The following is a 19,654-nucleotide window of genomic DNA, read 5'->3' on the forward strand; positions in this document are numbered from 1 at the left end:
CCGGTGTCCCGGAAGTTTCCCGATCCGACCTTCTACGGGCAAGTACTTATACCTTGAGTTGCAAGATTATAAGTATTTTTCCGAGTGGTCACGGTCGCATGTCACTGTATCTGCACAAATAATAGCCAAGAATACCGTAAGGTCGTCTTTCCGCGGGGAAAGATGTTGCGACCTCAGGTGGAGAGAGTTACCCAAAGGCCATGACTGTAACCGTCCGTTTCGCTCCTTCGCCCACCGGGCTCATCCATATTGGCAACAGCCGCACCGCGCTGTTCAACTGGCTGTTTGCGAAAAAGCACGGCGGGCGCTTCATCCTGCGCTTCGATGACACGGATCTGGAACGCTCCCGCCGGGAGTATGCGGATGCGATCGAGCGGGATCTCGCCTGGTTGGGGCTGGTCCCCGACCGCATGGAGCGCCAGTCCGAGCGCCTCGAGATCTATGACGCGGCCGTCCAGCGCCTGAAGGATGCGGGCCTGCTCTACCCCTGCTACGAGACGGCGGATGAGCTGGACCGCCGGCGGTCACGCGCCCGTGCCCTTGGGCGCCCGCCGGTCTATGACCGCGCAGCGCTGCGTCTTTCCGACGAGCAGAAGGCGCTCTTCGAGGCGGAAGGCCGCAAGCCGCACTGGCGTTTCCTTCTGCCGAACTTTGATCAGGACCCGGAACAGATCCGCCGGACCGACGAAAGCTGGGAGGACCTGTGCCGCGGTCCCCAGACCATCGACCTCGGCTCCATGTCCGATCCGGTGCTGGTGCGCGAGAACGGTGCCTATCTCTACACCCTGACCTCCATCGTCGATGATATCGACATGGGCATCACCCACATCATCCGGGGTGAGGATCACGTGGCCAATACGGCCGTGCAGCTGGCGATCTTCCGCGCCCTCGGGGCAGAGCCGCCGGTCTTCGGTCACCACAATCTTCTGACCACCGCCGATGGCGAGGGGCTGTCGAAGCGCAAGGGCGCCCTGTCCATCGGGTCCCTGCGCGAGGATGGTCTGGAGCCCATGGCGGTGGCCTCGCTGGCCGTCCTCACGGGCACCAGCCATGCGGTCGAGGCGGTCGCGACCATGGACGAGCTGGGCGACCGGTTCGACCTCGCCGGCGTCTCGCGTTCCTCGGCCAAGTTCGACCCGCACGAGCTGGTGGGGCTCAATGCCCGCCTTGTGCACGCCATGCCCTTCTCGGTGGTCAGCAGCCGCCTTTGCGATCTGGGGATCCAGGCGGAGGAAGACTTCTGGCTGACCGTGCGCGAAAACTGCGAGCGCGTGTCCGATGCCCATCTCTACTGGCAGATCGTCAAGGGCACGGTCGAGGCTGAGGTCGACCCGGAGGACCGCGACTTCCTGGTCGCCGCCCGTCGCCTGCTGCCAGACGGGCCGGTCGATGCCTCCACCTGGAAGACCTGGACCGACGCACTGAAGGCCGAGACAGGCCGCAAGGGCAGGGGGCTCTTCATGCCGCTGCGCCGCGCCCTGACGGGCCTCGATCACGGACCCGACATGGGCGCCCTGCTGCCCTTCATCGGGCAACAAAATATTCTGGACCGACTACCCTGACCGGCCGGTCCGGATCGGGCCGGGCCACCGGCTCGTCCGCGATCGTGAAGACCGGCTGCGGTGCAGCGTCAGGCGTCAGGCCTGGCTCGCCCACGGGCATTCTCTGATCTGCGCCTTGCGCTCCTGCTACAGTCCGCGTGGCGGTCTGTGCGGGATCCTGCAGCAAGGCCGCTTCGCTGTCGAAGCCGAGAAGCAGGTCGAGCCGGCTTGCCGGGTCCAGATCCGGCGAGAGCTCATCGCCGGGCAGCGGCGCGGCGACAAACACCTCGAGCCCGACCGCGTCGGGACGCTCCGGCCGCCCGAAAACGCTGGAGCCGGTGACGTCGCCGTTCTCGTCACCCACACCGCCGATCACCGCCCGCACATGGCCCGGTGAGGCCTGCAGCACCCGCAGGGCGCCGGTGGCGCCCGCTGATCCCAGTCGCAGCTCGTTCGCTCCCGTCCGGGAGGCGAGGGGGCGGCAGGAACAGTTCTCCACCCGTTCGCTGCGATAGCGCCAGGCATTGGTGAGCCCGTCATAGGGCTGGCCGGAGAGGGACACCATGTCCTCCGCCGCCCCACCCGGATTGCGATGGACGAAAAGCTCCGTCTCCGCACCCGGGCAGACCTCGCTGCAGCGGAAGGCATCCTGCGAGAACTGCCGGCGCGTGGTCTTGTAGCTCAAGGGGAAGAAATAGCCGTCGCATTGCCGCACGCAGAGGGTGCGATAGGTCGCAGACGCAGAGAAGCGCGCACCGCCCGGCGTCTGGCCTGCCCCGCTGCCGACCATCCCGGCCCGGGACGATTGCCCGGTGGAGCGGCTCACCGGTGCCGACGTCGCGCCGCCGGCGGTCTCTTCCAGCCCGTCGCCGACCCTTGCGCGACTGCCCAGCAGGACGCCGAGCAATCCGCCCGGACGCGAATTGCGGGCGCTGGAGGCTTCTGTAGTCGTCTTGCCGCCACATCCGGCCGCCTGCAGGCGCGTCTGAAGCCGGGCGATGGACTTGGCCTTGCCCGTTCCGGCGGCCTTGGCAAGCTGCCTGTCGATGGCCCGCCGGTTGCGGCGCATCCGCTCCATCTTCTGGGTGAGGGGGCCGCAGCGCGCATCAGCTTGCCCGCCGCCGCAGTTCAGGTGATGGGCATCCCGCTCGGCGGCGGTCAGCGCCTCGGCCTGCCGGTCATGCTCTGCCTGCCACTTGGCCTGCCCATCCGGGCCGCCGCTGCGTTCCAGACGCGCGAGCTGCTGCCGCAGGTCGTCACAGGACCCCGCGGCTTCGGCAGCAGGCATCAAGGCAAGGATCGAGAGCAGCATGACGCCGGTCAGACAGGAGGCTGCCTGCCTGGAGCGCCCTTCAGATCCTCTGCGCGCCACGTCGTCCATGAAGCCTCGTCTGCGGGTGATTTCGGCGCGGGGCCGGCAGGAAGTAGGGGAGCGGTGGGGGCTGCCCCTCGTAATCCTCCCATTGTTGCCCTTCCCTTGCGCAAAGACAATGCGGAACCGCAGGTCCCCCGACGGCAAACTGGCGCGGAAGCGGGGAAGGGCGGGCAGGGGTGCCCCGGCGGGCGGCTTGCTTGTCACCATCAATCTGCTCGGCTAGCCTTGCTCCTGCCGTCATCCTTCTGTTGAAAAGCGCCCTGAGAGACAAACGGAATTCGCCCTGCGTCGCGCGAATCGGATGGGAAGACGGCAAGGGTGCGCGCCTGCGGCACCAGCAGGCCGTGATCGGGCCCATGCCCGTCCCGGGCGCACGCAGGCGTGACACGGATCAACGAGAGGCCGTCGAACGGCCCGCCGACCGGATGTGCCGTGGTTTGGGCCAAGAGCCCTGCGCGGGGTTCGATCCTCCGGTCCAACAGGTGAGAAGCGAGATACATGAGCAACCAGACAGCGACTGCCGGGGGCGCCCGCACCATCTTCTTCGAGGATCTGGGCCGGGATTGTTATGCCGCCCGGCTGACCGGTGCCGCCGTCAAGGACAAGTCCGGCTCCGATCTGGTGCCCGATGCCAACATTGGCGTCGTCGTCGGACGCAAGAGCGTTCTGGTGGTCGATGCAGGTGCCCATCCCTCCATCGCCACGGCGGTGGAAGAGGCTATTTCCGGTCGCTTCGGCAAGCCCGTGCGCTATGTAGCGCTGACCCATTTCCACGCGCGCCAGACCCTCGGCGTTACGGGTTTTGACGGCGCCGACATCGTCGTCTCCGACCTGACCCGCCGCATGCTGGCCGACCACGGGCCCGACAACCGGCTTCTGGCGCTCGCCCGTGATTCCTCCGGCCTTGCGGGTTCCGCCTCGCGCCGGGTGCGCTCCACCATCAATTTCGCCTCCTCCATGACCCTCGATCTGGGCGACCGCGAAGTGCGGCTCATGCATCTGGGGCGTGGCCACACCCTTGGCGACACGGTGGTCTGGGTGGAGGACGAGCGGGTCATGTTCACCGGCGGGCTGGTGGCGACCTCCATCGCGCCCTATTGCGGTGACGGCCACATCGGCGACTGGCCGCGCGTGCTCACCCGCATGGCGGCCTTCCGCCCCAATGCGATCATGCCCTCGCGCGGCACGTGCGCCATCGGCCCGAACGCCGTGGCCCGGGCCCTCGATCAGACCAGCCGCTATCTCTCGGTGCTGAAGACCGCGGGCTTTGAAGCGGTGGAATCCGGCGCGTCCCTCGCCGAGGTTCTGGCCGCGGTGGACGAGGCCATGCCGGCGGATCTGAAGAAGCTTGCCGCCCATGCGGCCATGCTGCGCTTCAACGTCGCGCGGACCTATGACGAGGCCAAGGGTGTGGACATGCCCCCGGTCTGGACCACGGAGCGGGAGGCCGCACTCGGCCGCGCGCTGGGGGCCGCCGACGCGCCTGCCGCCAAGCCTGCGAAGTCTGCGCAGAGTGACGAGATCGCGGACGATACTCCCGAAGAAGCCGCCGAGACGGAAGCCGCCGAAACCGAACCCGCCGAGACTGACGCCATCGAGACCGATGCCGGAATGAAGGACGAGGGTGAAACCCGCGACTGAGGGCAGGGGCAACGTCTCCCACCAACGGCCTCTTCGTGAGGCCTGGACAAAAGGCACTGGCATCGCGCGATGTCAGTGCCTACATGCAACCCGAACGGCAGGGCGGGCGTTTGCCCGCAAGACCACACGCGAGGTTGCCATGCGTCTTTCCCGGAAATCCCTTTTCACCAGCCTTGTCGCCCTTGGCCTGACCGCCGTGGCGGGGCTCGCCCAGGCGGCGGATGATCCCGATCTGATCTTCAAGAAGTCGACGGTCTGGAAATTCATGTCGCCGGACCACAAGCTGGCGACCTATGCCATCGATGATCCGATCGTCGAAGGCGTCTCCTGTCACTTCACCGTTCCGGAAAAGGGTGGCATCACCGGCTGGCTCGGCGTGGCGGAGGAAGTCTCCGACGTGTCGCTCGCCTGCCGTCAGGTGGGGCCGGTGTCCTTCAAGAAGAAGTTCGAGCAGGGCGAGGAAATGTACCGGGAGCGCCGGTCCCTCTTCTTCAAGAAGATGCAGATCGTGCGCGGCTGCGATGCCAAGCGCAACGTGCTCGTCTATCTGAGCTATTCCGACAAGCTGATCGAGGGCAGCCCGAAGAACTCCACCTCGACGGTTGCCATCATGCCCTGGGGCGACCAGATGCCGCCCAATTGCGGCGACTATCTCGACGACTGATCATCAGCCCTCGCGGCAAGGTCACGCCCGCCCGGAGCGTCAGGCGGCCACCCGCAGGATGCTCTGGGCGATCTCGCAGACGGGGGAATTCGTCACGCAGCGCTCGTAGGTCCGCAGGCCCATCACCGAGGTTGCCGGGCCGTCCATCTTCTGGGCCACCAGGATCAGGAACGGCATGGCGAGCAGGCTGGTCAGGATGGCAAGGGCGAAGAGACGGTTGAGCATGACGGACCTCGATACGCTGGAACAGGAGGGGCCACCGCGCCCCGAAACTGATCCCGTTCTAGCGGCTCGCCCTTGAACCGGGTCTGAGAGGCCCGTTCAGTCACCGTTCAGCTTCGTAAACGCCACGCCCGCGCCTTTTTTGTGTCGAGCGTACCGGGCGGGACGCGGGTCGGGCTTGACCGCACTCCGCAAAGGGCTCATTAAGAGCCCATGATGACGGCCACACGCACCATCATTGCGATCAAGATTATTTGCAGCTAGCGACATCGCTGGCTGTGGCCGTTCCCTCTTGGCAAAATGTCTCCTGAGATGGACCGCCCGGCCAGCCGGTGGTGAAGTGCTGCTGCGCGCCGGGAGAGACGAGCGACATGACTGCCCCTCATGGCCACCATGTGCCGGGACCGCAGACCTCTGGAACCTTCAGAGGCCTTCGCCTGACCAACACGCTGACCCGTCAGAAGGAGGACTTCGTTCCGATTTTCGACGACAACGTGCGCATGTATGTCTGCGGCCCGACCGTCTATGACTTCGCCCATATCGGCAATGCCCGTCCGGTCATCGTCTTCGATGTGCTGGCGCGTCTGCTGCGCCATCTCTATGGCGCCGAGCATGTGACCTATGTGCGCAACATCACCGACGTGGACGACAAGATCAACGCCCGCGCCCTGCGCGACTATCCCGATCTGCCGCTCAATGATGCCATTGCGAAGGTGACCGGCAAGACCGCCGACCAGTTCCATGCGGATGTGAAGGCGCTCGGGTGCCAGGCCCCCGATGTGGAGCCCCGCGCCACCGCCCATATCGAGGGCATGGTGGAGATGATTCAGGTTCTCATCGAAAAGGGCCATGCCTATGTTGCCGCGACGGCAGACGGCGGCGAGGTGCTCTTCGATACGGCCTCCATGCCCAACTATGGCGGGCTCTCGAAGCGCAATCTGGAAGACCAGAAGGCCGGCGCCCGCATCGCCGTGGATGCCCACAAGAAGAACCCGGGCGATTTCGTCCTGTGGAAGCTCTCCTCGCCGGAAGAGCCGGGCTGGGACAGCCCCTGGGGTCGTGGCCGTCCGGGCTGGCACATCGAATGCTCGGTCATGAGCGCCAAGCATCTGGGCGAGACCTTCGACATTCACGGCGGCGGGCTGGATCTCATCTTCCCCCACCACGAGAACGAGATCGCCCAGTCCTGCTGCGCCCATGGCACCTCGAAGATGGCAAATGTCTGGCTGCACAACGGGTTCGTGCAGGTGGAAGGGCGCAAGATGTCCAAGTCCGAGGGCAACTTCGTCACCATTCATGAGCTGCTGGCGACGGACAAGTTCGGCGGCCGCAGCTGGCCGGGAGAAGTCCTGCGCCTCGCCATGCTCATGACCCACTACCGCGAGCCCATCGACTTCTCGGTCAAGCGTCTGGACGAGGCCGAAGGCATCCTGAAGAAGTGGCCCGAGCTGGTTCCCACAGATGCGGCCCCGGCGGATGCGGTTCTGGCCGCGCTGAACGACGACCTGAACACGGTGGCGGCCATTCAGGCCCTGCAGAAACTGGCAGCCGATGCGGCGAAGGGTCCCGCACAGCTCGCGGTCTATTCCGCCTCTGCCGCGCTCATGGGGCTCGCTCCGGTGAAGGTCGACATGACCGGTCTCGACACCGCCGCCATTGAAGCGAAGATCGCCTCCCGTCTCGCCTGCCTGGAGGCCAAGGACTGGGCGGGTGCCGATGCCATCCGCGATGACCTGGCGTCTCAGGGAATTGTCCTAAAGGATTCAAAGGACTCCACAACCGGCCAGCGAGTCACGACCTGGGACGTGAAGCGCTGATGCTTGGTGGCGCGCGTCCTTCCCCCCTCTGTCGGGTTCCCCGACATCTCCCCCTCAAGGGGGGAGAGGGGAATGCGCTGCGTCGCCTCGCGCCTCTCGCGGGCATCATGCTCGAAGGAATGTCATCGGTTGTGACGGGCAAGACTGCTCGGCATACTCCGCTCTCCCCCCTTGAGGGGGAGATGTCTTCGCAGAAGACAGAGGGGGGATCTGCCGTGCCACATCATCCTTTCCCCGATGGACAGCGCAGGAATGCCAGACGCCTGCGTTCCGGGATGACCGATGCAGAGCGTCTGCTGTGGTCGCGTCTCAGGGCCCATCGCCTCAACGGCCTTTCCTTCCGCCGCCAGCTTCCGCTCGCCGGGTTCATCGTGGATTTCGCCTGTGCGGAACACCGGCTGATCATCGAACTGGACGGATCCCAGCATGGCGACGCCCTGGGCCTGCAAGCAGATCAGGCACGGGATCAGCGCCTCGCGGCCATGGGCTGGCGCGTTTGCCGTTTCTGGAATGCCGAGGTTCTTGGCGAGATCGACACTGTCTGCCGCACCATCTTGTCGGCCTGTGGAAGGGAGAACCCGAATGGATAAGAAGCCGAGCCACACCGGTGGCTGTCAGTGCGGGGCGGTGCGCTATGCGGTCTCCGGCCTGCGCGGGGCGGGGATCTGCCATTGCCGCATGTGCCAGAAGGCCTTCGCCGCCCCCTATGCGGCGCTCGTTACCGCTGAAACCCTGACGTGGACCCGGGGCGCGCCGGCCCATTTCCGCTCGTCCAATCTGGTTCGCCGGGGTTTTTGCGCCACCTGCGGTACCCCGCTGACCTACGAACAGGACGGCGGCGCCACCGATGTGGCCATCCTCACCCTGGATGATCCATCCGCCGCCGAGCCTGTCATCCAGCTGGCGCGCGAGCAGGCCGTGCCCTGGTGCGAGCGGGTGCTGCAACGCCCCGGCCGCGACCCGGATCAGCAGGCCAAGGCGAATGCCTTTCTCAATCGTGTGCTGTCCTACCAGCACCCCGACCATGACACGCTCCATTGGCCGACCCCGAAAGACAAAGCGGAATGAGTAACTTGCGCGGCTTCTACCCCGAGATCGAACCCTATGACAGCGGCTGGCTGGATGTGGGCGACGGACACGAGATCTACTGGGAGCGCTCCGGCACGAAGGGCGCCAGGCCGGCCGTCTTCCTGCATGGCGGCCCCGGCGGCGGCTTCTCGCCGCTCCATCGCCAGCTCTTCGACCCGCAGGCCTATGACGTGCTTCTCTTTGACCAGCGCGGCTGCGGCCGCTCGCGCCCCTTTGCCGAGCTGGAGGCCAACACCACCTGGCACCTGGTCGCCGACATCGAACGTCTGCGCGAGATGGTCGGCGTTGACCGCTGGCAGGTCTTCGGCGGCTCCTGGGGCTCGACCCTGGCGCTGGCCTATGCGCAGACCCATCCCGAGCGGGTGAGCGAGCTGATCGTGCGCGGCATCTACACGCTGACGAAGCGCGAGCTGGACTGGTACTACCAGTTCGGGGTCTCGGAAATGTTCCCGGAGAAGTGGGAGGCCTTCCTGGCCCCGATCCCGGAGGCCGAGCGCGGCGATCTGATGGCCGCCTATCACCGCCGGCTCACCGGCGACGACATGGCCGAACGCTACCGCGCCGCCCGCTCCTGGAGCCTGTGGGAAGGGGAGACGATCACCCTTCTGCCCCACGCCTACAACTCCGCCCATTTCGCCGAGGAGGAGTTTGCCTATGCCTTCGCCCGCATCGAGAACCACTTCTTCATGCACGGCGGCTGGCTGGAAGAGGGGCAGCTCCTGCGCGACGCCCACAAGCTCAAGGACATTCCCGGCGTGATCATCCACGGCCGCTACGACATGCCCTGTCCGCTGGCAACCGCATGGCAACTGTCCCGGGGCTGGCCGCGCGCCGAGTACAAGGTGATCGAGGGGGCGGGCCACGCCTTCGACGAGCCGGGCATTCTGGATGCGCTGATCCGGGCGACGGATCACTTCGCCGGCAAGCCGGCCTGAACGGCGCGGCACGACGCGACACGACAATACGTGACGAGAGAGAAAGACCGCCAGAAGCGGCGGCATGAGGGACACGGGGACACGACGACCATGACGAGTGACGCAGGCAAGGAACGGCTCTATCTGTTCGACACCACCCTTCGGGATGGGGCGCAGACCTCCGGCATCGACTTTTCCGTCAATGAGAAGATCGTGGTGGCCGAACTCCTCGACCGGCTCGGCGTCGACTATGTGGAAGGCGGCTATCCGGGCGCCAATCCGACCGACAGCGAGTTCTTTGAAGAAAAGCGCACCCGCTCGGCGAAATTCACCGCCTTCGGCATGACCAAGCGGGCAGGGCGGTCGGCCGCCAATGACCCCGGCCTGCAGCAGGTGCTCGCCGCCGACACGGATGCCTTCTGTTTTGTGGCCAAGGCCTGGGACTATCACGTGAAGGTGGCGCTCGGCTGCACCAACGAGGAAAACCTGGAAGGCATTGCCGAAACGGTGAAGGCAGCGGTCGCCATGGGCCGCGAGGCCATGATCGACTGCGAGCATTTCTTCGACGGCTACCGCGCCAATCCGGAGTATGCGCTGGCCTGTGCCCGCACCGCCTATGAGGCCGGTGCCCGCTGGATCGTGCTGTGCGACACCAATGGCGGCATGCTGCCCGATGACATCCGCCGCATCGTCGGCGAGGTGGTGAAGGTGGTGCCCGGCACCCATCTGGGCATCCACACCCATGATGACACCGGCCATGCGGTGGCCAATTCGCTGGCCGCCGTGGATGCGGGGGTGCGTCAGATCCAGGGCACGCTGAACGGCATCGGCGAGCGCTGCGGCAATGCCAACATGATCACGCTGATCCCGACTCTGCTGCTGAAGGCCGCCTATGCCGACCGGTTCGAGATCGGCGTCAGCCGGCAGAAGCTGGCGGAGATCACGTCGATCTCCCATGCCTTCGACGAGATCATCAACCGCTCGCCCGACCGTCATGCCCCTTACGTGGGCGAGACTGCCTTTGCCACCAAGGCGGGCATCCATGCCTCGGCCATCCTGAAGGATCCCTCGACCTACGAGCACGTGACCCCGGAAAGCGTCGGCAACCGGCGCCGGGTTCTGGTCTCTGATCAGGCGGGCAAGAGCAATCTGATCGGCGAGCTGGAGCGCCTCGGCATCGAGGTCTCGAAGACCGACACCCGGCTCGACCGGCTGCTGGGGGAGGTCAAGCAGCGCGAGGCGGAGGGCTATGCCTATGAGGCGGCGGATGCCTCCTTCGAGCTGCTGGCCCGCCGGATCCTCGGCGAGGTGCCGAGCTTCTTCGAGGTGAAGAGCTTCCGCGTCATGGTGGAGCGCCGTTTCAACGCCATGGGCGAGCTGACCACCATGTCCGAAGCGGTGGTCAAGCTCGACATCGACGGCGAGAGCCGCATGTCGGTGGCGGAAGGCAACGGCCCGGTCAACGCGCTGGACAAGGCCATGCGCAAGGATCTCGGCAAGTATCAGGCCGCCATTGAAGGGCTGGAGCTGGTGGACTACAAGGTGAGGATCCTGAATGGCGGCACCGAGGCCGTCACCCGGGTTCTGATCGAAAGTCACGACAAGTCCACCCACCGCCGCTGGTTCACCATCGGCGTCTCCTCGAACATCGTCGATGCCTCCTTCCAGGCCCTGGTGGACAGCATCAACTATGCGCTGATGAAGGCCCCGCGCACCTGACCGGGTGCGGGCGGGTCCCCGTCAGCCGCTTCCCATTTTGAAGGTTCGCGCCCGAATGACAGCCCAGTCCAACCAGCCGGTACCCACCACGGGCGAGGCCGCCGAGGCCCGCACCGGGTTCATCTGCGCCCTCAGTGCCTATCTGATGTGGGGCGTGCTTCCGGCCTTCTTCAAGCTGTTCGAGGGCGTGCGCGCCGACTTCGTGGTCGCCCACCGCATCGTCTGGTCGGTCATCTTCGTGACCCTGTTCCTCGTCATCTTCCGCCGCTTCGGCGAGGTGACGGAAATCCTCCGCCAGCCCAGGCTGGTCCGCAATCTCTGCATCTCCACCGTGCTGATCGTCGCCAACTGGCTGGTCTTCGTCTGGGCGGTGGAGCAGAAGATGGTGCTCGACGTCTCGCTCGGATATTTCATCAATCCGCTGGTCAGCGTGGCGCTGGCGCTGGTCGTTCTGCGCGAGCGTCTCTCCCGCCTGCAGGGGGTCGCGGTGGCGCTCGCCACCGGGGGCGTGCTCATGCAGGCGCTGCTCGTCGGCGGACTGCCCTGGGTCTCCCTGTTCCTCGCCGCGACCTTCGCCGGCTATGGCTATGTGCGTAAGATCACGCCGGTGCGGGCAACGCCGGGTCTGCTGATCGAGACCCTGCTGCTTCTGCCCTTCGTGCTGGGCTATCTCGCCCTCAACTGGTCCTGGGGTGCGGACATCATGCCGACGGGGAACCCGGTGGTGGTGACGGCCCTGATCTCGTCCGGGGCGCTGACCGCCGTGCCGCTGATCCTCTTCTCTGCGGGCGCCCGCCGCCTGCCGCTGGTCATGATCGGTCTGCTCCAGTACATCGCCCCCTCCATGCATTTCCTGCAGGCGGTCTTCGTCTGGGGCGAGCCGCTGCACATGGGCACGCTCACCACCTTCGCGATTATCTGGGTGGCGCTCGCCATCTTCAGCTACGACTCCATTGCCCGCTGGCACCGCCAGCGCCACACCCCGACGCCGACGGTCTGATCCGGGACAACCCTCCGGCCACGGCCGAAGCGCCGGCTCTCACTCTCCACCGTCATTCTCGGCACAAGGCCGAGAATGACGGTGGAGGTGTTTCGCCCCAGCAACCACGACAGCACGAACGAAAAAGGCCTCCTCTGGCGACAGAGGAGGCCTTTTGCATTTTCAGGCATGGAAGAGCAGGGAACGCCCATCCCCAGAAGGCGCCGTTGGGCGCCTCAGAGCTGGTCGAGGCTCAGGCCCGTGCTGCGCGGATCATCGCCCGCATCCTGGCAGGCGCCGGTCAGCAGCGGGATCACGTCGTCGATTCGCTTTGCCACCACATAGGGCACTTCCGTGCTCTCGCGGATGAAGCCCTGGGCGCGCATGTGGTCGAGCAGGTCGAGGAGCGGGGACCAGAAGCCGTTGACGTCGGCCAGGCACACCGGCTTGGCGTGGCGGCCAAGCTGGGCCCAGGTCATCATCTCGACCACTTCCTCCAGGGTGCCGATGCCGCCGGGCAGGGCGACGAAGGCATCCGACTTCTCGAACATCAGGTGCTTGCGCTCATGCATGGTCTGGGTGACCACCAGCTCGTCCAGACTGTCGAGCATTTCCTCGCGGCGTTCGAGGAAAGTCGGAATGATTCCAGTGACCTTGCCGCCCTCGGCGAGGGCTGCGCGGGCCACCGTGCCCATCAGGCCGACATTGCCGCCGCCATAGACGAGGCGCAATCCGGCGCCGGCAATGACCTGTCCGAGCCGGGTTGCTGCCGCTTCATAGGCCGGATCGGTGCCGAAACTGGAGCCGCAATACACGCAGATGCTTTGAAGATGTGTCATACTGATGATGTCGCATTCCCGGAGTGAAGAGGTCAAGCATTCGCGGCTTATAGGGGCGAAGAAATTTACCCTTGTCAAAGAGCACCGGGCGGTTTTCTTGCTGACCTGTAAAAATGTGTATATCCATGCTGTTAGGGGTGACAGGTTGCAGCGCACCCTGAATGCGTGTGCGCTGCGCCTTGCCCGAAGACTGGGGCCAGGACAGGCACCGGGACCGCAAGGCGGACCGGAGCCTCCTGCAAGGGGACAAGGGGCGACCGGAGGGAACCCGCAGGCGCGGTCCACCAGAAAGCTGGGGAGTGCGTTGGAGGTGGGAAACCGGTCATTCCGATGGGAATGAACATGACAAGAACCACATTGATCCGGACCATCCTCATTGCCATCCTTGTCGGGCTGGCAGCACTTGGAACCGGCTATTACTTCCGCTCCACGGACGAGGGAACCGGCGTTGCCGGGTCTGGCCCCGAGGCGACGCCGCCGGCTGAGACCGCAGCCGCCCCCGCAGAGGCCCCGGCTGCCGCACCTGAACCGGCACCCGCCGCTCAGGCCGAACCCCCGGCCAGCACCGACACAGCTTCCGCGACCGAAGACGAGGCTCCGACCTTCGATGCGGTCGGCGTCGAGCCGACCGGCGATGCGGTTCTCGCAGGCCGCGCCAAGCCGGACACGATCGTCGAGCTTCTGGCCAACGGCAAGGTTGTCGGCACCGGTCAGGCCAACAAGGACGGGGAGTGGACCATCATTCTCGACACCCCGCTCGGGGCTGGCGATTTCGATCTCTCCCTGTCCACCCGATCGGCCGACGGTGGGGTTGCAACCCCGTCGAAACAGCGTCTCGCCGTGTCGATTCCGCAAGGTGGCAAGAGCCGCCCGCTGGTGGTGCTGAGCGATCCGGATGCGCCCTCCACCGTGCTGCAGCTGCCCGAGGATGAGGCCGCCGAGGTCGCCGATGCGGCTCCGGCAGCGTCTGAAGCGCCTGCAGCCCCCGAAACCCCGGCCCCCGAAACCCCGGCTGCCGACCCGGCCGCGACCCAGGTGGCTGCTGCCGATCCTGCCCCGGCCGCGACTGAAGCGCCCGCCGCACCCGCAGTCTCCGAGGCGCCCGCTGCTGAAGCCCCGGCAGCCGACACCCCGAAAACCGACACCCCGGCGGCGACCGAAGCGCCCGCCAGCGCGGCCCCTGCGGCCGAGGCTCCCGCAACCGAGGCTCCCGCCGCAGAGCCGGCTCCGGCCGCAACGGAGACCGCTGCCCCGGCCGCGCCTGTCGCGGATCAGGCTCCGGCGGAAACGGCCACCCCGCCGGCCTCCGATCTGACCCTCACCGTCGAGGCGGTGGAAGCGGAGCAGGGCACGGTCTATGTGGCTGGCACCGGCGCGCTGTCCCTCCGGGTTCAGGTCTATGTGGGCGACGCCCTGCTGGGTGAGGCCCGTCTGGAGACCAGCGAGCGCTGGCTCGTTCAGGGCGCCATGGATCTGGCCGCCGGAGCCGTCGAGGTCCGGGCCGACATGATCGACCCCAAGACCGGTGCCGTGGTCTCCCGCGCGGCCGTGACCTTCGAGAAGGCCGAGGAAGCCATCATCCTCACCAAGGTTGCCAGCGAGGGTGAGGCCGCCGCCGGTGAGGCTTCCACCGAAGCGTCGGTCGAGCAGGTGCTGCCCAATGTGATCATCCGCAAGGGCGACAATCTCTGGAACATCGCCCGCCGGCTCTACGGCGACGGCTTCCGCTACACGACCATCTACCAGGCCAACAAGGGCCAGATCCGCAATCCGGACCTGATCTATCCGGGCCAGGTGTTCCTGACCCCGGAAGGCGACAACGCCTGGCCGCAGCCGGATGCAGCACCGGCGAACTGACCGGGCTCATCGGTCCGCAAGGGCCGGAATCAGATCCTCAGGAAACCGCGCCAAGCCTCTGGTTTGGCGCGGTTTTCAATTTCGTACTTGAAAAGCTAGATCCATCGCATATTTACGATGAAAGAGGCCGCCGCCGAACTGTGTGCCGGTTGCGCTTCGAGATCCGTCCCCGGCTCATGCCGGCCCCCGTTCCAGCCCCGCAGTCGAGGTGCGATGTCAGCCCCTTCGGACCTTCCCGCCAAAGTTCTCGTGATGGAGAGCGGTTCAGGCTCATGCGCCGCGCCTGAAGCCTGCTGCGGACCGGCGAAGGGCAGCTCCGGCCGGTTCGAGGACGCGGACGAGCGGCTTGCCGCCGTCTTCCGGGCGCTGGCCCATCCGGCACGTCTCGCGATCCTGCGCCAGCTTGCCGACCATCCCGCCAGCTGCTGCGGCGATGTGGTCAAGGCCTCGCCATTTGCCCAGTCGACCGTGTCCCAGCATCTTCAGGCCCTCAAGGAGGCCGGTCTTGTGACCTGTGTCATCAAGGGGCGCTGCTGCCACTACTCGGTGGATCCGGACGGTCTGCGCCTCGCCGATGGCCTTGCCCGGTCCTTCTTCGATGTGCTGACCCCGTCCGCAGATCCCGCTCTTCAGGGCTGACCCGCCCGACCCGATCGCCAGGGCCCTTCGTCGTGCGACGCGCGAAGGGCCGTCACAGAAGGGCCTGAAGGCCCCGCCGCCGCACCACATGAAGGCCCGCCAGCCGGGCCGCGAGGAGTATCCCCTTGGCTCAACCTGCCAGCACCGACCAATCCGGAGCCCCGTCTGCCGCCCCAAAGGGGGCTGCCAGCGGCAAGACCACGGGTCGCATTTCGGCCGATGAGGGTTCGACCCTCACCACCCTGATCAACCTGCGTCCCTATATCTGGCCGTCCGACCGACCCGATCTGAAGGCGCGGGTGGTCTGGGCGCTTCTGGTGCTTGTCGTCGCCAAGGTGGTGACGGTGCTTTCGCCCTATTTCTTCGCCTGGGCCTCCGACGCGCTGACCGGCGAGGCGGGGTATCTGCCCGCCTGGCTGGTGGCGCCCATGGCGCTGGTTCTGGCCTATAACGCGGCCCGCGTGCTGGCGGTGGCCTTCAACCAGCTGCGCGATGCGCTCTTTGCCCAGGTCGGGCAGCATGCGGTGCGCCAGCTCGCCCAGATCACCTTCCGCCACCTGCATGAACTCTCGCTGCGCTTCCACCTGCAGCGCCGCACCGGCGGCCTGTCGCGGGTCATCGAGCGCGGGGTGAAGGGCATCGAGGCGATCGTCCGCTTCACCATCCTGAATGGCATTCCTACAATCCTGGAATTCGCCATCATGGCCGGGGTCATCTGGTGGCAGTTCGGCTTCGAATATCTGGCCATCGTCGCCGTCATGATCGTGGCCTACGTCTGGTACACCATCAAGGCGTCCAACTGGCGCATCGGCATCCGCCGCGAGATGAATGCCTCGGACACGGATGCCAACTCCAAGGCCATCGACAGCCTTCTCAACTTCGAGACCGTGAAGTATTTCGGCAACGAGCGCATGGAAGCCGCGCGCTTCGATGCCTCCATGGCCACCTACGAGAGGGCCGCGACCCGGGTCTGGACGTCGCTCGCCTGGCTGAACTTCGGCCAGTCCTTCATCCTCGGCATAGGCACGGCCGCCTGCATGATCCTGTCGGCGCTGGCGGTCCAGCGCGGCGAGCAGACCATCGGCGACTTCGTGCTGATCAATGCGCTGCTGATGCAGATCGCCATTCCGCTCAATTTCATCGGCTTCATCTACCGGGAAATCCGCCAGGGTCTGGCCGATATCGAGGAAATGTTCGCGCTGCTGCGCGTGCCGGCGGAAATCACCGACAAGCCGGATGCGGCCGCCCTTCAGGTGCAGGACGCCGCCATCCGCTTCGAGAACGTGACCTTCCACTATGACGAGAGCCGCCCGATCCTGAAGGGCGTGGATTTCGAGGTGCCGGCCGGCAAGACGGTTGCCATCGTCGGCCCGTCGGGTGCGGGCAAGTCCACCATCTCGCGTCTGCTTTTCCGCTTCTATGACGTGACCGGCGGCCGGGTGACCATCGACGGGCAGGACGTGCGCGATGTGACCCAGGCCTCCCTGCGTGAGGCGATCGGCATGGTGCCGCAGGACACGGTGCTCTTCAACGAGAGCATCGCCTACAACATCCGATACGGCCGGGTGAACGCCACCGATGCGGAAATCCGCGAAGCTGCCCGCATGGCCCAGATCCACGACTTTATCGAGACCTTGCCGGAAGGCTTTGCGACGGAAGTTGGTGAGCGCGGCCTCAAGCTGTCGGGCGGCGAGAAGCAGCGGGTGGCCATTGCCCGTACCATCCTCAAGGCGCCGCCGGTGCTCATCCTCGACGAGGCCACCTCGGCACTGGACACCCACACCGAGCGGGAAATCCAGTCCGCCCTCGACCACGTTTCCCAGAACCGTACGACCCTTGTCATCGCCCACCGCCTGTCGACCGTGGTCAATGCGCACCAGATCATCGTGCTGGAAGGCGGGCGCATCGCCGAGCGCGGCACCCATTCGGAGCTTCTGGAAGCCAACGGTCTTTATGCCTCCATGTGGGCCCGCCAGCGCGAGGCCGACGAGGCGGAGGAACGGCTGCGGGCCGTCCGCGCGGCGGATGCGCAAGGCATCGTGGTGCGCGGCCCCTCGGCCGACTACCTTCCCGGCTGATCCGGCGATCTCCCCGCTTGCGCGCAAGTTGGGGAGATCCTGCGCTTTTCCGGTTCAACTGGTGAAGAAAAGCCTTTAGAACCCCTTAGATATGCAAATTCTTCCGGTGGACGCGCCTGCGCGCCCGCCGGCTTTGTCGTTCGCCCCTCCGCTCCGGAGGCCAACCCGCAAGGACCCGCGCCCATGTCGCTCGTCGATTCCATCACCAAGGCCTTCGTGCCGATCCATCGCGAAGGCTGGCCCTTCATCGCGATTTCCGTCGTGGCCACGGTGGTTGTGGGCTGGTTCGTCGATCCGCTCTTCTGGATCGGCCTGATCTTCACCGGCTGGGTCTGCTACTTCTTCCGCGATCCCCAACGCGTCACGCCCGTGGGCGATGGCCTGGTGATCTCGCCCGCCGATGGCACCGTGTCCCACGTGGGCGAGGTGATCCCGCCGGTGGAACTGGAGCTGGGCAGCGCGCCGATGATGCGCGTCTCCATCTTCATGAATGTCTTCAACTGCCACGTGAACCGCGCGCCGCTGGGCGGCCGGGTGATCCGGGTCGCCTATCGTGCCGGCAAGTTCCTCAATGCCGAGCTGGACAAGGCCTCCGAAGACAACGAGCGCAACGGTCTGGTCATCGAGCATGGCGACACCCGCATCGGCGTGGTGCAGATCGCCGGCCTCGTGGCGCGCCGCATCGTCTGCTTCGTGCGCGAGGGCGAGAGCCTGGGCACGGGCGAACGCTTCGGCCTGATCCGCTTCGGCTCGCGCCTTGATGTCTATGTGCCGTCCGGCAACGTGGCCAAGGTCCATGTGGGCCAGACCATGATCGCGGGCGAAACCGTTCTCTTCGATCTTCTCGAGCCGGATGCCCGTCCGCGTCCCGTGACCCGCATCAGCTGAGGACACCCCCGTGAGCGATCCGCAGGAAACGACGCCGACCGGCCCCGCCGCGTCGCAGGCAGGCCACCGGGAAACGGCGCAGGAGGGTGTTGCGGACCGCGCGCCGCGCTTCCGTCGCGTGCCCCTGCGGATGATCCTGCCCAACATGGTGACCCTGCTGGCCCTGTGCTCCGGCCTCACCGCCGTGCGCATGGCCTTCGAGGGGCGCTGGGAATTTGCCGTCGGGGCGGTGCTTGTGGCAGCCGTTCTCGACGCGCTGGACGGGCGGGTCGCGCGGCTTCTCAAGGGCACTTCCCGCTTCGGCGCGGAACTGGATTCGCTTGCCGATTTCGTCAATTTCGGCGTGACCCCCGCGCTCATGATGTATCTCTGGATCCTGCACGAGGCGGGCTCCTTCGGCTGGATCGCGGCCCTTCTCTTTGCCATTTCCGCAGCCCTGCGTCTGGCCCGCTTCAACGTGGCGCTGGACGATCCCAACAAGCCGGCCTGGGCCGCGAAGTTCTTCACCGGGGTTCCGGCGCCCGCTGGCGCCCTCCTGGTACTTATGCCGATCTACTGGGAGTTCCTGGGCTTTCTGCCGCACTGGCCGGAATTCGCACCGGGTGTCGCCTTCTACACCCTCGCCATCGGCTTCCTGATGATCTCGCGCCTGCCGACCTTCTCGGGCAAGCAGGTGGGCAACCGCATCCGCCGCGACTTCGTGCTGCCGCTCTTCGCGCTGGCCGTGCTGATCGTCGGCCTGACCGTCAGCTATCCCTTCCGCATGCTGGCGGTGGGCACGCTGGCCTATCTGGTGGCGATTCCCTTCGCCTATCGCTCCCATCGCAAGCACGTGCTGGCAGATGCCGCCTTCGGCTTCGACGATGACGGCGACTGCGAGGACACGGATCTGGACCACCTGGGCGACCGGGACAAGCACGACGCCGGCTGAGCCCGAAGCGAGCACACTCAGACATGAAAAACGCCGGGGCTTGCCCCGGCTTTTTTGTGCCGGTCCCTGAGGCTTTTTCACAAAGAGGCTTTCGCGTTTGGCAAACGCAACGGCATGGATTGCGGGATCGAGCCCGGCAAGGACGCCGGAGAGGTTGTCGACCCTCCGAAAGGCTGTCCCCCTCTGGCACTGGCCCTCCACCGTCCGCCACCGTGTCATCCCGGACGAGGCGGACGCCGAAGATCCGGGATCGGTGAGCCCGAGGCCTCTCTGTGGCTCACCGATCCCGGCTCAAGGCCGGGATGACGATGGAGGGGTTCGGGCGCACATTGAGGGCGGTAGCAGGGATCGCGGGCCCCGCGCTCCGCGCCGTCTCGGCCCTGAGCCGGGACCAAACTTGCTTACGAATATCCATCTGCGCGTTGGCGCGAGGTCCCGGATCTCCGCTTGCGCTGCGTCCG

At 66.1% G+C, this 19,654-nt stretch carries 17 protein-coding genes; 14 read left to right on the top strand and 3 right to left on the bottom strand.

Going from position 1 to position 19,654, the window contains the following annotated elements:
• Positions 1–200: 200 nt before the first annotated feature.
• Positions 201–1,562 (top strand): glutamate--tRNA ligase, encoded by a 1,362-nt coding sequence (gene gltX / locus FR728_RS05485; RefSeq protein WP_149891592.1) that lies wholly within the window; start codon positions 201–203, stop codon positions 1,560–1,562.
• Here the strand turns inward: gltX and FR728_RS05490 are convergent.
• Complete coding sequence (locus FR728_RS05490; RefSeq protein ID WP_188318801.1) at positions 1,525–2,922, bottom strand: DUF2865 domain-containing protein; 1,398 nt, start codon at positions 2,920–2,922, stop codon at positions 1,525–1,527. The two genes, gltX and FR728_RS05490, sit on opposite strands and share 38 nt — an antisense overlap.
• Before the next feature lie 492 nt (positions 2,923–3,414).
• Here FR728_RS05490 and FR728_RS05495 point away from each other — a divergent pair, with 492 nt between their 5' ends.
• Together FR728_RS05495 and FR728_RS05500 are read left to right on the top strand one after the other, a co-directional pair.
• On the top strand, positions 3,415–4,557 hold the full coding sequence (locus FR728_RS05495) for an MBL fold metallo-hydrolase (RefSeq protein ID WP_149891594.1): 1,143 nt from the start codon (positions 3,415–3,417) through the stop codon (positions 4,555–4,557).
• 139 nt (positions 4,558–4,696) lie between these two features.
• Positions 4,697–5,221: a CreA family protein gene (locus FR728_RS05500; protein ID WP_149891595.1), complete on the top strand. Its 525-nt coding sequence runs from the start codon at positions 4,697–4,699 to the stop codon at positions 5,219–5,221.
• Between the two features lie 39 nt (positions 5,222–5,260).
• Here FR728_RS05500 and FR728_RS05505 read toward each other — a convergent pair whose 3' ends face one another.
• Positions 5,261–5,446 carry a hypothetical protein gene (locus FR728_RS05505; RefSeq protein WP_149891596.1) on the bottom strand — a complete coding sequence of 62 codons (186 nt, stop codon included), beginning with the start codon at positions 5,444–5,446 and terminating at the stop codon, positions 5,261–5,263.
• A gap of 368 nt (positions 5,447–5,814) precedes the next feature.
• On the opposite strand from FR728_RS05505, the gene cysS reads away from it, so the two are divergent.
• The 6 genes from cysS (at position 5,815) to rarD (ending at position 11,982) form a co-directional block, all read left to right on the top strand.
• Positions 5,815–7,260, top strand: coding sequence for a cysteine--tRNA ligase (gene cysS, locus FR728_RS05510; RefSeq protein WP_149891597.1), 1,446 nt, complete (start codon positions 5,815–5,817; stop codon positions 7,258–7,260).
• A 182-nt stretch (positions 7,261–7,442) separates the two neighbouring features.
• Entirely contained in the window at positions 7,443–7,850 is a 408-nt protein-coding gene (locus FR728_RS05515; protein ID WP_188318834.1) for an endonuclease domain-containing protein, read from the top strand.
• Complete coding sequence (locus tag FR728_RS05520; RefSeq protein WP_149891599.1) at positions 7,843–8,328, top strand: GFA family protein; 486 nt, start codon at positions 7,843–7,845, stop codon at positions 8,326–8,328. The genes FR728_RS05515 and FR728_RS05520 overlap by 8 nt, the downstream gene beginning before the upstream one ends.
• The gene (pip, locus tag FR728_RS05525; protein WP_149891600.1) at positions 8,325–9,284 is read left to right on the top strand and encodes a prolyl aminopeptidase; all 960 of its coding nucleotides are present in this window, start codon (positions 8,325–8,327) and stop codon (positions 9,282–9,284) included. The genes FR728_RS05520 and pip overlap by 4 nt, the downstream gene beginning before the upstream one ends.
• Positions 9,285–9,374: 90 nt before the next feature.
• On the top strand, positions 9,375–10,982 hold the full coding sequence (gene cimA, locus FR728_RS05530) for a citramalate synthase (RefSeq protein WP_149891601.1): 1,608 nt from the start codon (positions 9,375–9,377) through the stop codon (positions 10,980–10,982).
• A 55-nt stretch (positions 10,983–11,037) separates the two neighbouring features.
• Entirely contained in the window at positions 11,038–11,982 is a 945-nt protein-coding gene (gene rarD, locus FR728_RS05535; RefSeq protein ID WP_149891602.1) for an EamA family transporter RarD, read from the top strand.
• A gap of 215 nt (positions 11,983–12,197) precedes the next feature.
• On the opposite strand, the gene FR728_RS05540 is transcribed toward rarD, so the two are convergent.
• Complete coding sequence (locus tag FR728_RS05540; protein ID WP_149891603.1) at positions 12,198–12,800, bottom strand: LOG family protein; 603 nt, start codon at positions 12,798–12,800, stop codon at positions 12,198–12,200.
• A 342-nt stretch (positions 12,801–13,142) separates the two neighbouring features.
• On the opposite strand from FR728_RS05540, the gene FR728_RS05545 reads away from it, so the two are divergent.
• The 5 genes from FR728_RS05545 (at position 13,143) to FR728_RS05565 (ending at position 19,193) form a co-directional block, all read left to right on the top strand.
• On the top strand, positions 13,143–14,657 hold the full coding sequence (locus tag FR728_RS05545) for a LysM peptidoglycan-binding domain-containing protein (protein ID WP_208998666.1): 1,515 nt from the start codon (positions 13,143–13,145) through the stop codon (positions 14,655–14,657).
• Between the two features lie 252 nt (positions 14,658–14,909).
• Entirely contained in the window at positions 14,910–15,296 is a 387-nt protein-coding gene (locus FR728_RS05550) for an ArsR/SmtB family transcription factor (protein WP_149891605.1), read from the top strand.
• A gap of 209 nt (positions 15,297–15,505) precedes the next feature.
• Positions 15,506–17,374: an ABCB family ABC transporter ATP-binding protein/permease gene (locus FR728_RS05555; RefSeq protein ID WP_188318835.1), complete on the top strand. Its 1,869-nt coding sequence runs from the start codon at positions 15,506–15,508 to the stop codon at positions 17,372–17,374.
• Positions 17,375–17,557: 183 nt separating this feature from the next.
• Positions 17,558–18,262 carry a phosphatidylserine decarboxylase gene (locus FR728_RS05560; protein ID WP_149891607.1) on the top strand — a complete coding sequence of 235 codons (705 nt, stop codon included), beginning with the start codon at positions 17,558–17,560 and terminating at the stop codon, positions 18,260–18,262.
• Between the two features lie 118 nt (positions 18,263–18,380).
• On the top strand, positions 18,381–19,193 hold the full coding sequence (locus FR728_RS05565) for a CDP-alcohol phosphatidyltransferase family protein (protein WP_244304465.1): 813 nt from the start codon (positions 18,381–18,383) through the stop codon (positions 19,191–19,193).
• Positions 19,194–19,654 lie beyond the last annotated feature (461 nt).

The organism is Roseibium aestuarii, assembly GCF_008477545.1.
GTDB classification, from domain to species: domain Bacteria; phylum Pseudomonadota; class Alphaproteobacteria; order Rhizobiales; family Stappiaceae; genus Roseibium; species Roseibium aestuarii.

What these genes read in the sequence shown, in the direction of transcription:
- cimA (WP_149891601.1), top strand. Translation starts at nt 9,375, where the DNA reads ATGACGAGTGACGCAGGCAAGGAACGGCTCTATCTGTTCGACACCACC.
- FR728_RS05545 (WP_208998666.1), top strand. Translation starts at nt 13,143, where the DNA reads ATGACAAGAACCACATTGATCCGGACCATCCTCATTGCCATCCTTGTC.
- FR728_RS05495 (WP_149891594.1), top strand. Translation starts at nt 3,415, where the DNA reads ATGAGCAACCAGACAGCGACTGCCGGGGGCGCCCGCACCATCTTCTTC.
- FR728_RS05560 (WP_149891607.1), top strand. Translation starts at nt 17,558, where the DNA reads ATGTCGCTCGTCGATTCCATCACCAAGGCCTTCGTGCCGATCCATCGC.
- cysS (WP_149891597.1), top strand. Translation starts at nt 5,815, where the DNA reads ATGACTGCCCCTCATGGCCACCATGTGCCGGGACCGCAGACCTCTGGA.
- rarD (WP_149891602.1), top strand. Translation starts at nt 11,038, where the DNA reads ATGACAGCCCAGTCCAACCAGCCGGTACCCACCACGGGCGAGGCCGCC.
- pip (WP_149891600.1), top strand. Translation starts at nt 8,325, where the DNA reads ATGAGTAACTTGCGCGGCTTCTACCCCGAGATCGAACCCTATGACAGC.
- FR728_RS05550 (WP_149891605.1), top strand. Translation starts at nt 14,910, where the DNA reads ATGGAGAGCGGTTCAGGCTCATGCGCCGCGCCTGAAGCCTGCTGCGGA.
- gltX (WP_149891592.1), top strand. Translation starts at nt 201, where the DNA reads ATGACTGTAACCGTCCGTTTCGCTCCTTCGCCCACCGGGCTCATCCAT.
- FR728_RS05505 (WP_149891596.1), bottom strand. Translation starts at nt 5,446, where the DNA reads ATGCTCAACCGTCTCTTCGCCCTTGCCATCCTGACCAGCCTGCTCGCC.
- FR728_RS05500 (WP_149891595.1), top strand. Translation starts at nt 4,697, where the DNA reads ATGCGTCTTTCCCGGAAATCCCTTTTCACCAGCCTTGTCGCCCTTGGC.
- FR728_RS05540 (WP_149891603.1), bottom strand. Translation starts at nt 12,800, where the DNA reads ATGACACATCTTCAAAGCATCTGCGTGTATTGCGGCTCCAGTTTCGGC.
- FR728_RS05520 (WP_149891599.1), top strand. Translation starts at nt 7,843, where the DNA reads ATGGATAAGAAGCCGAGCCACACCGGTGGCTGTCAGTGCGGGGCGGTG.
- FR728_RS05490 (WP_188318801.1), bottom strand. Translation starts at nt 2,922, where the DNA reads ATGGACGACGTGGCGCGCAGAGGATCTGAAGGGCGCTCCAGGCAGGCA.
- FR728_RS05515 (WP_188318834.1), top strand. Translation starts at nt 7,443, where the DNA reads ATGTCTTCGCAGAAGACAGAGGGGGGATCTGCCGTGCCACATCATCCT.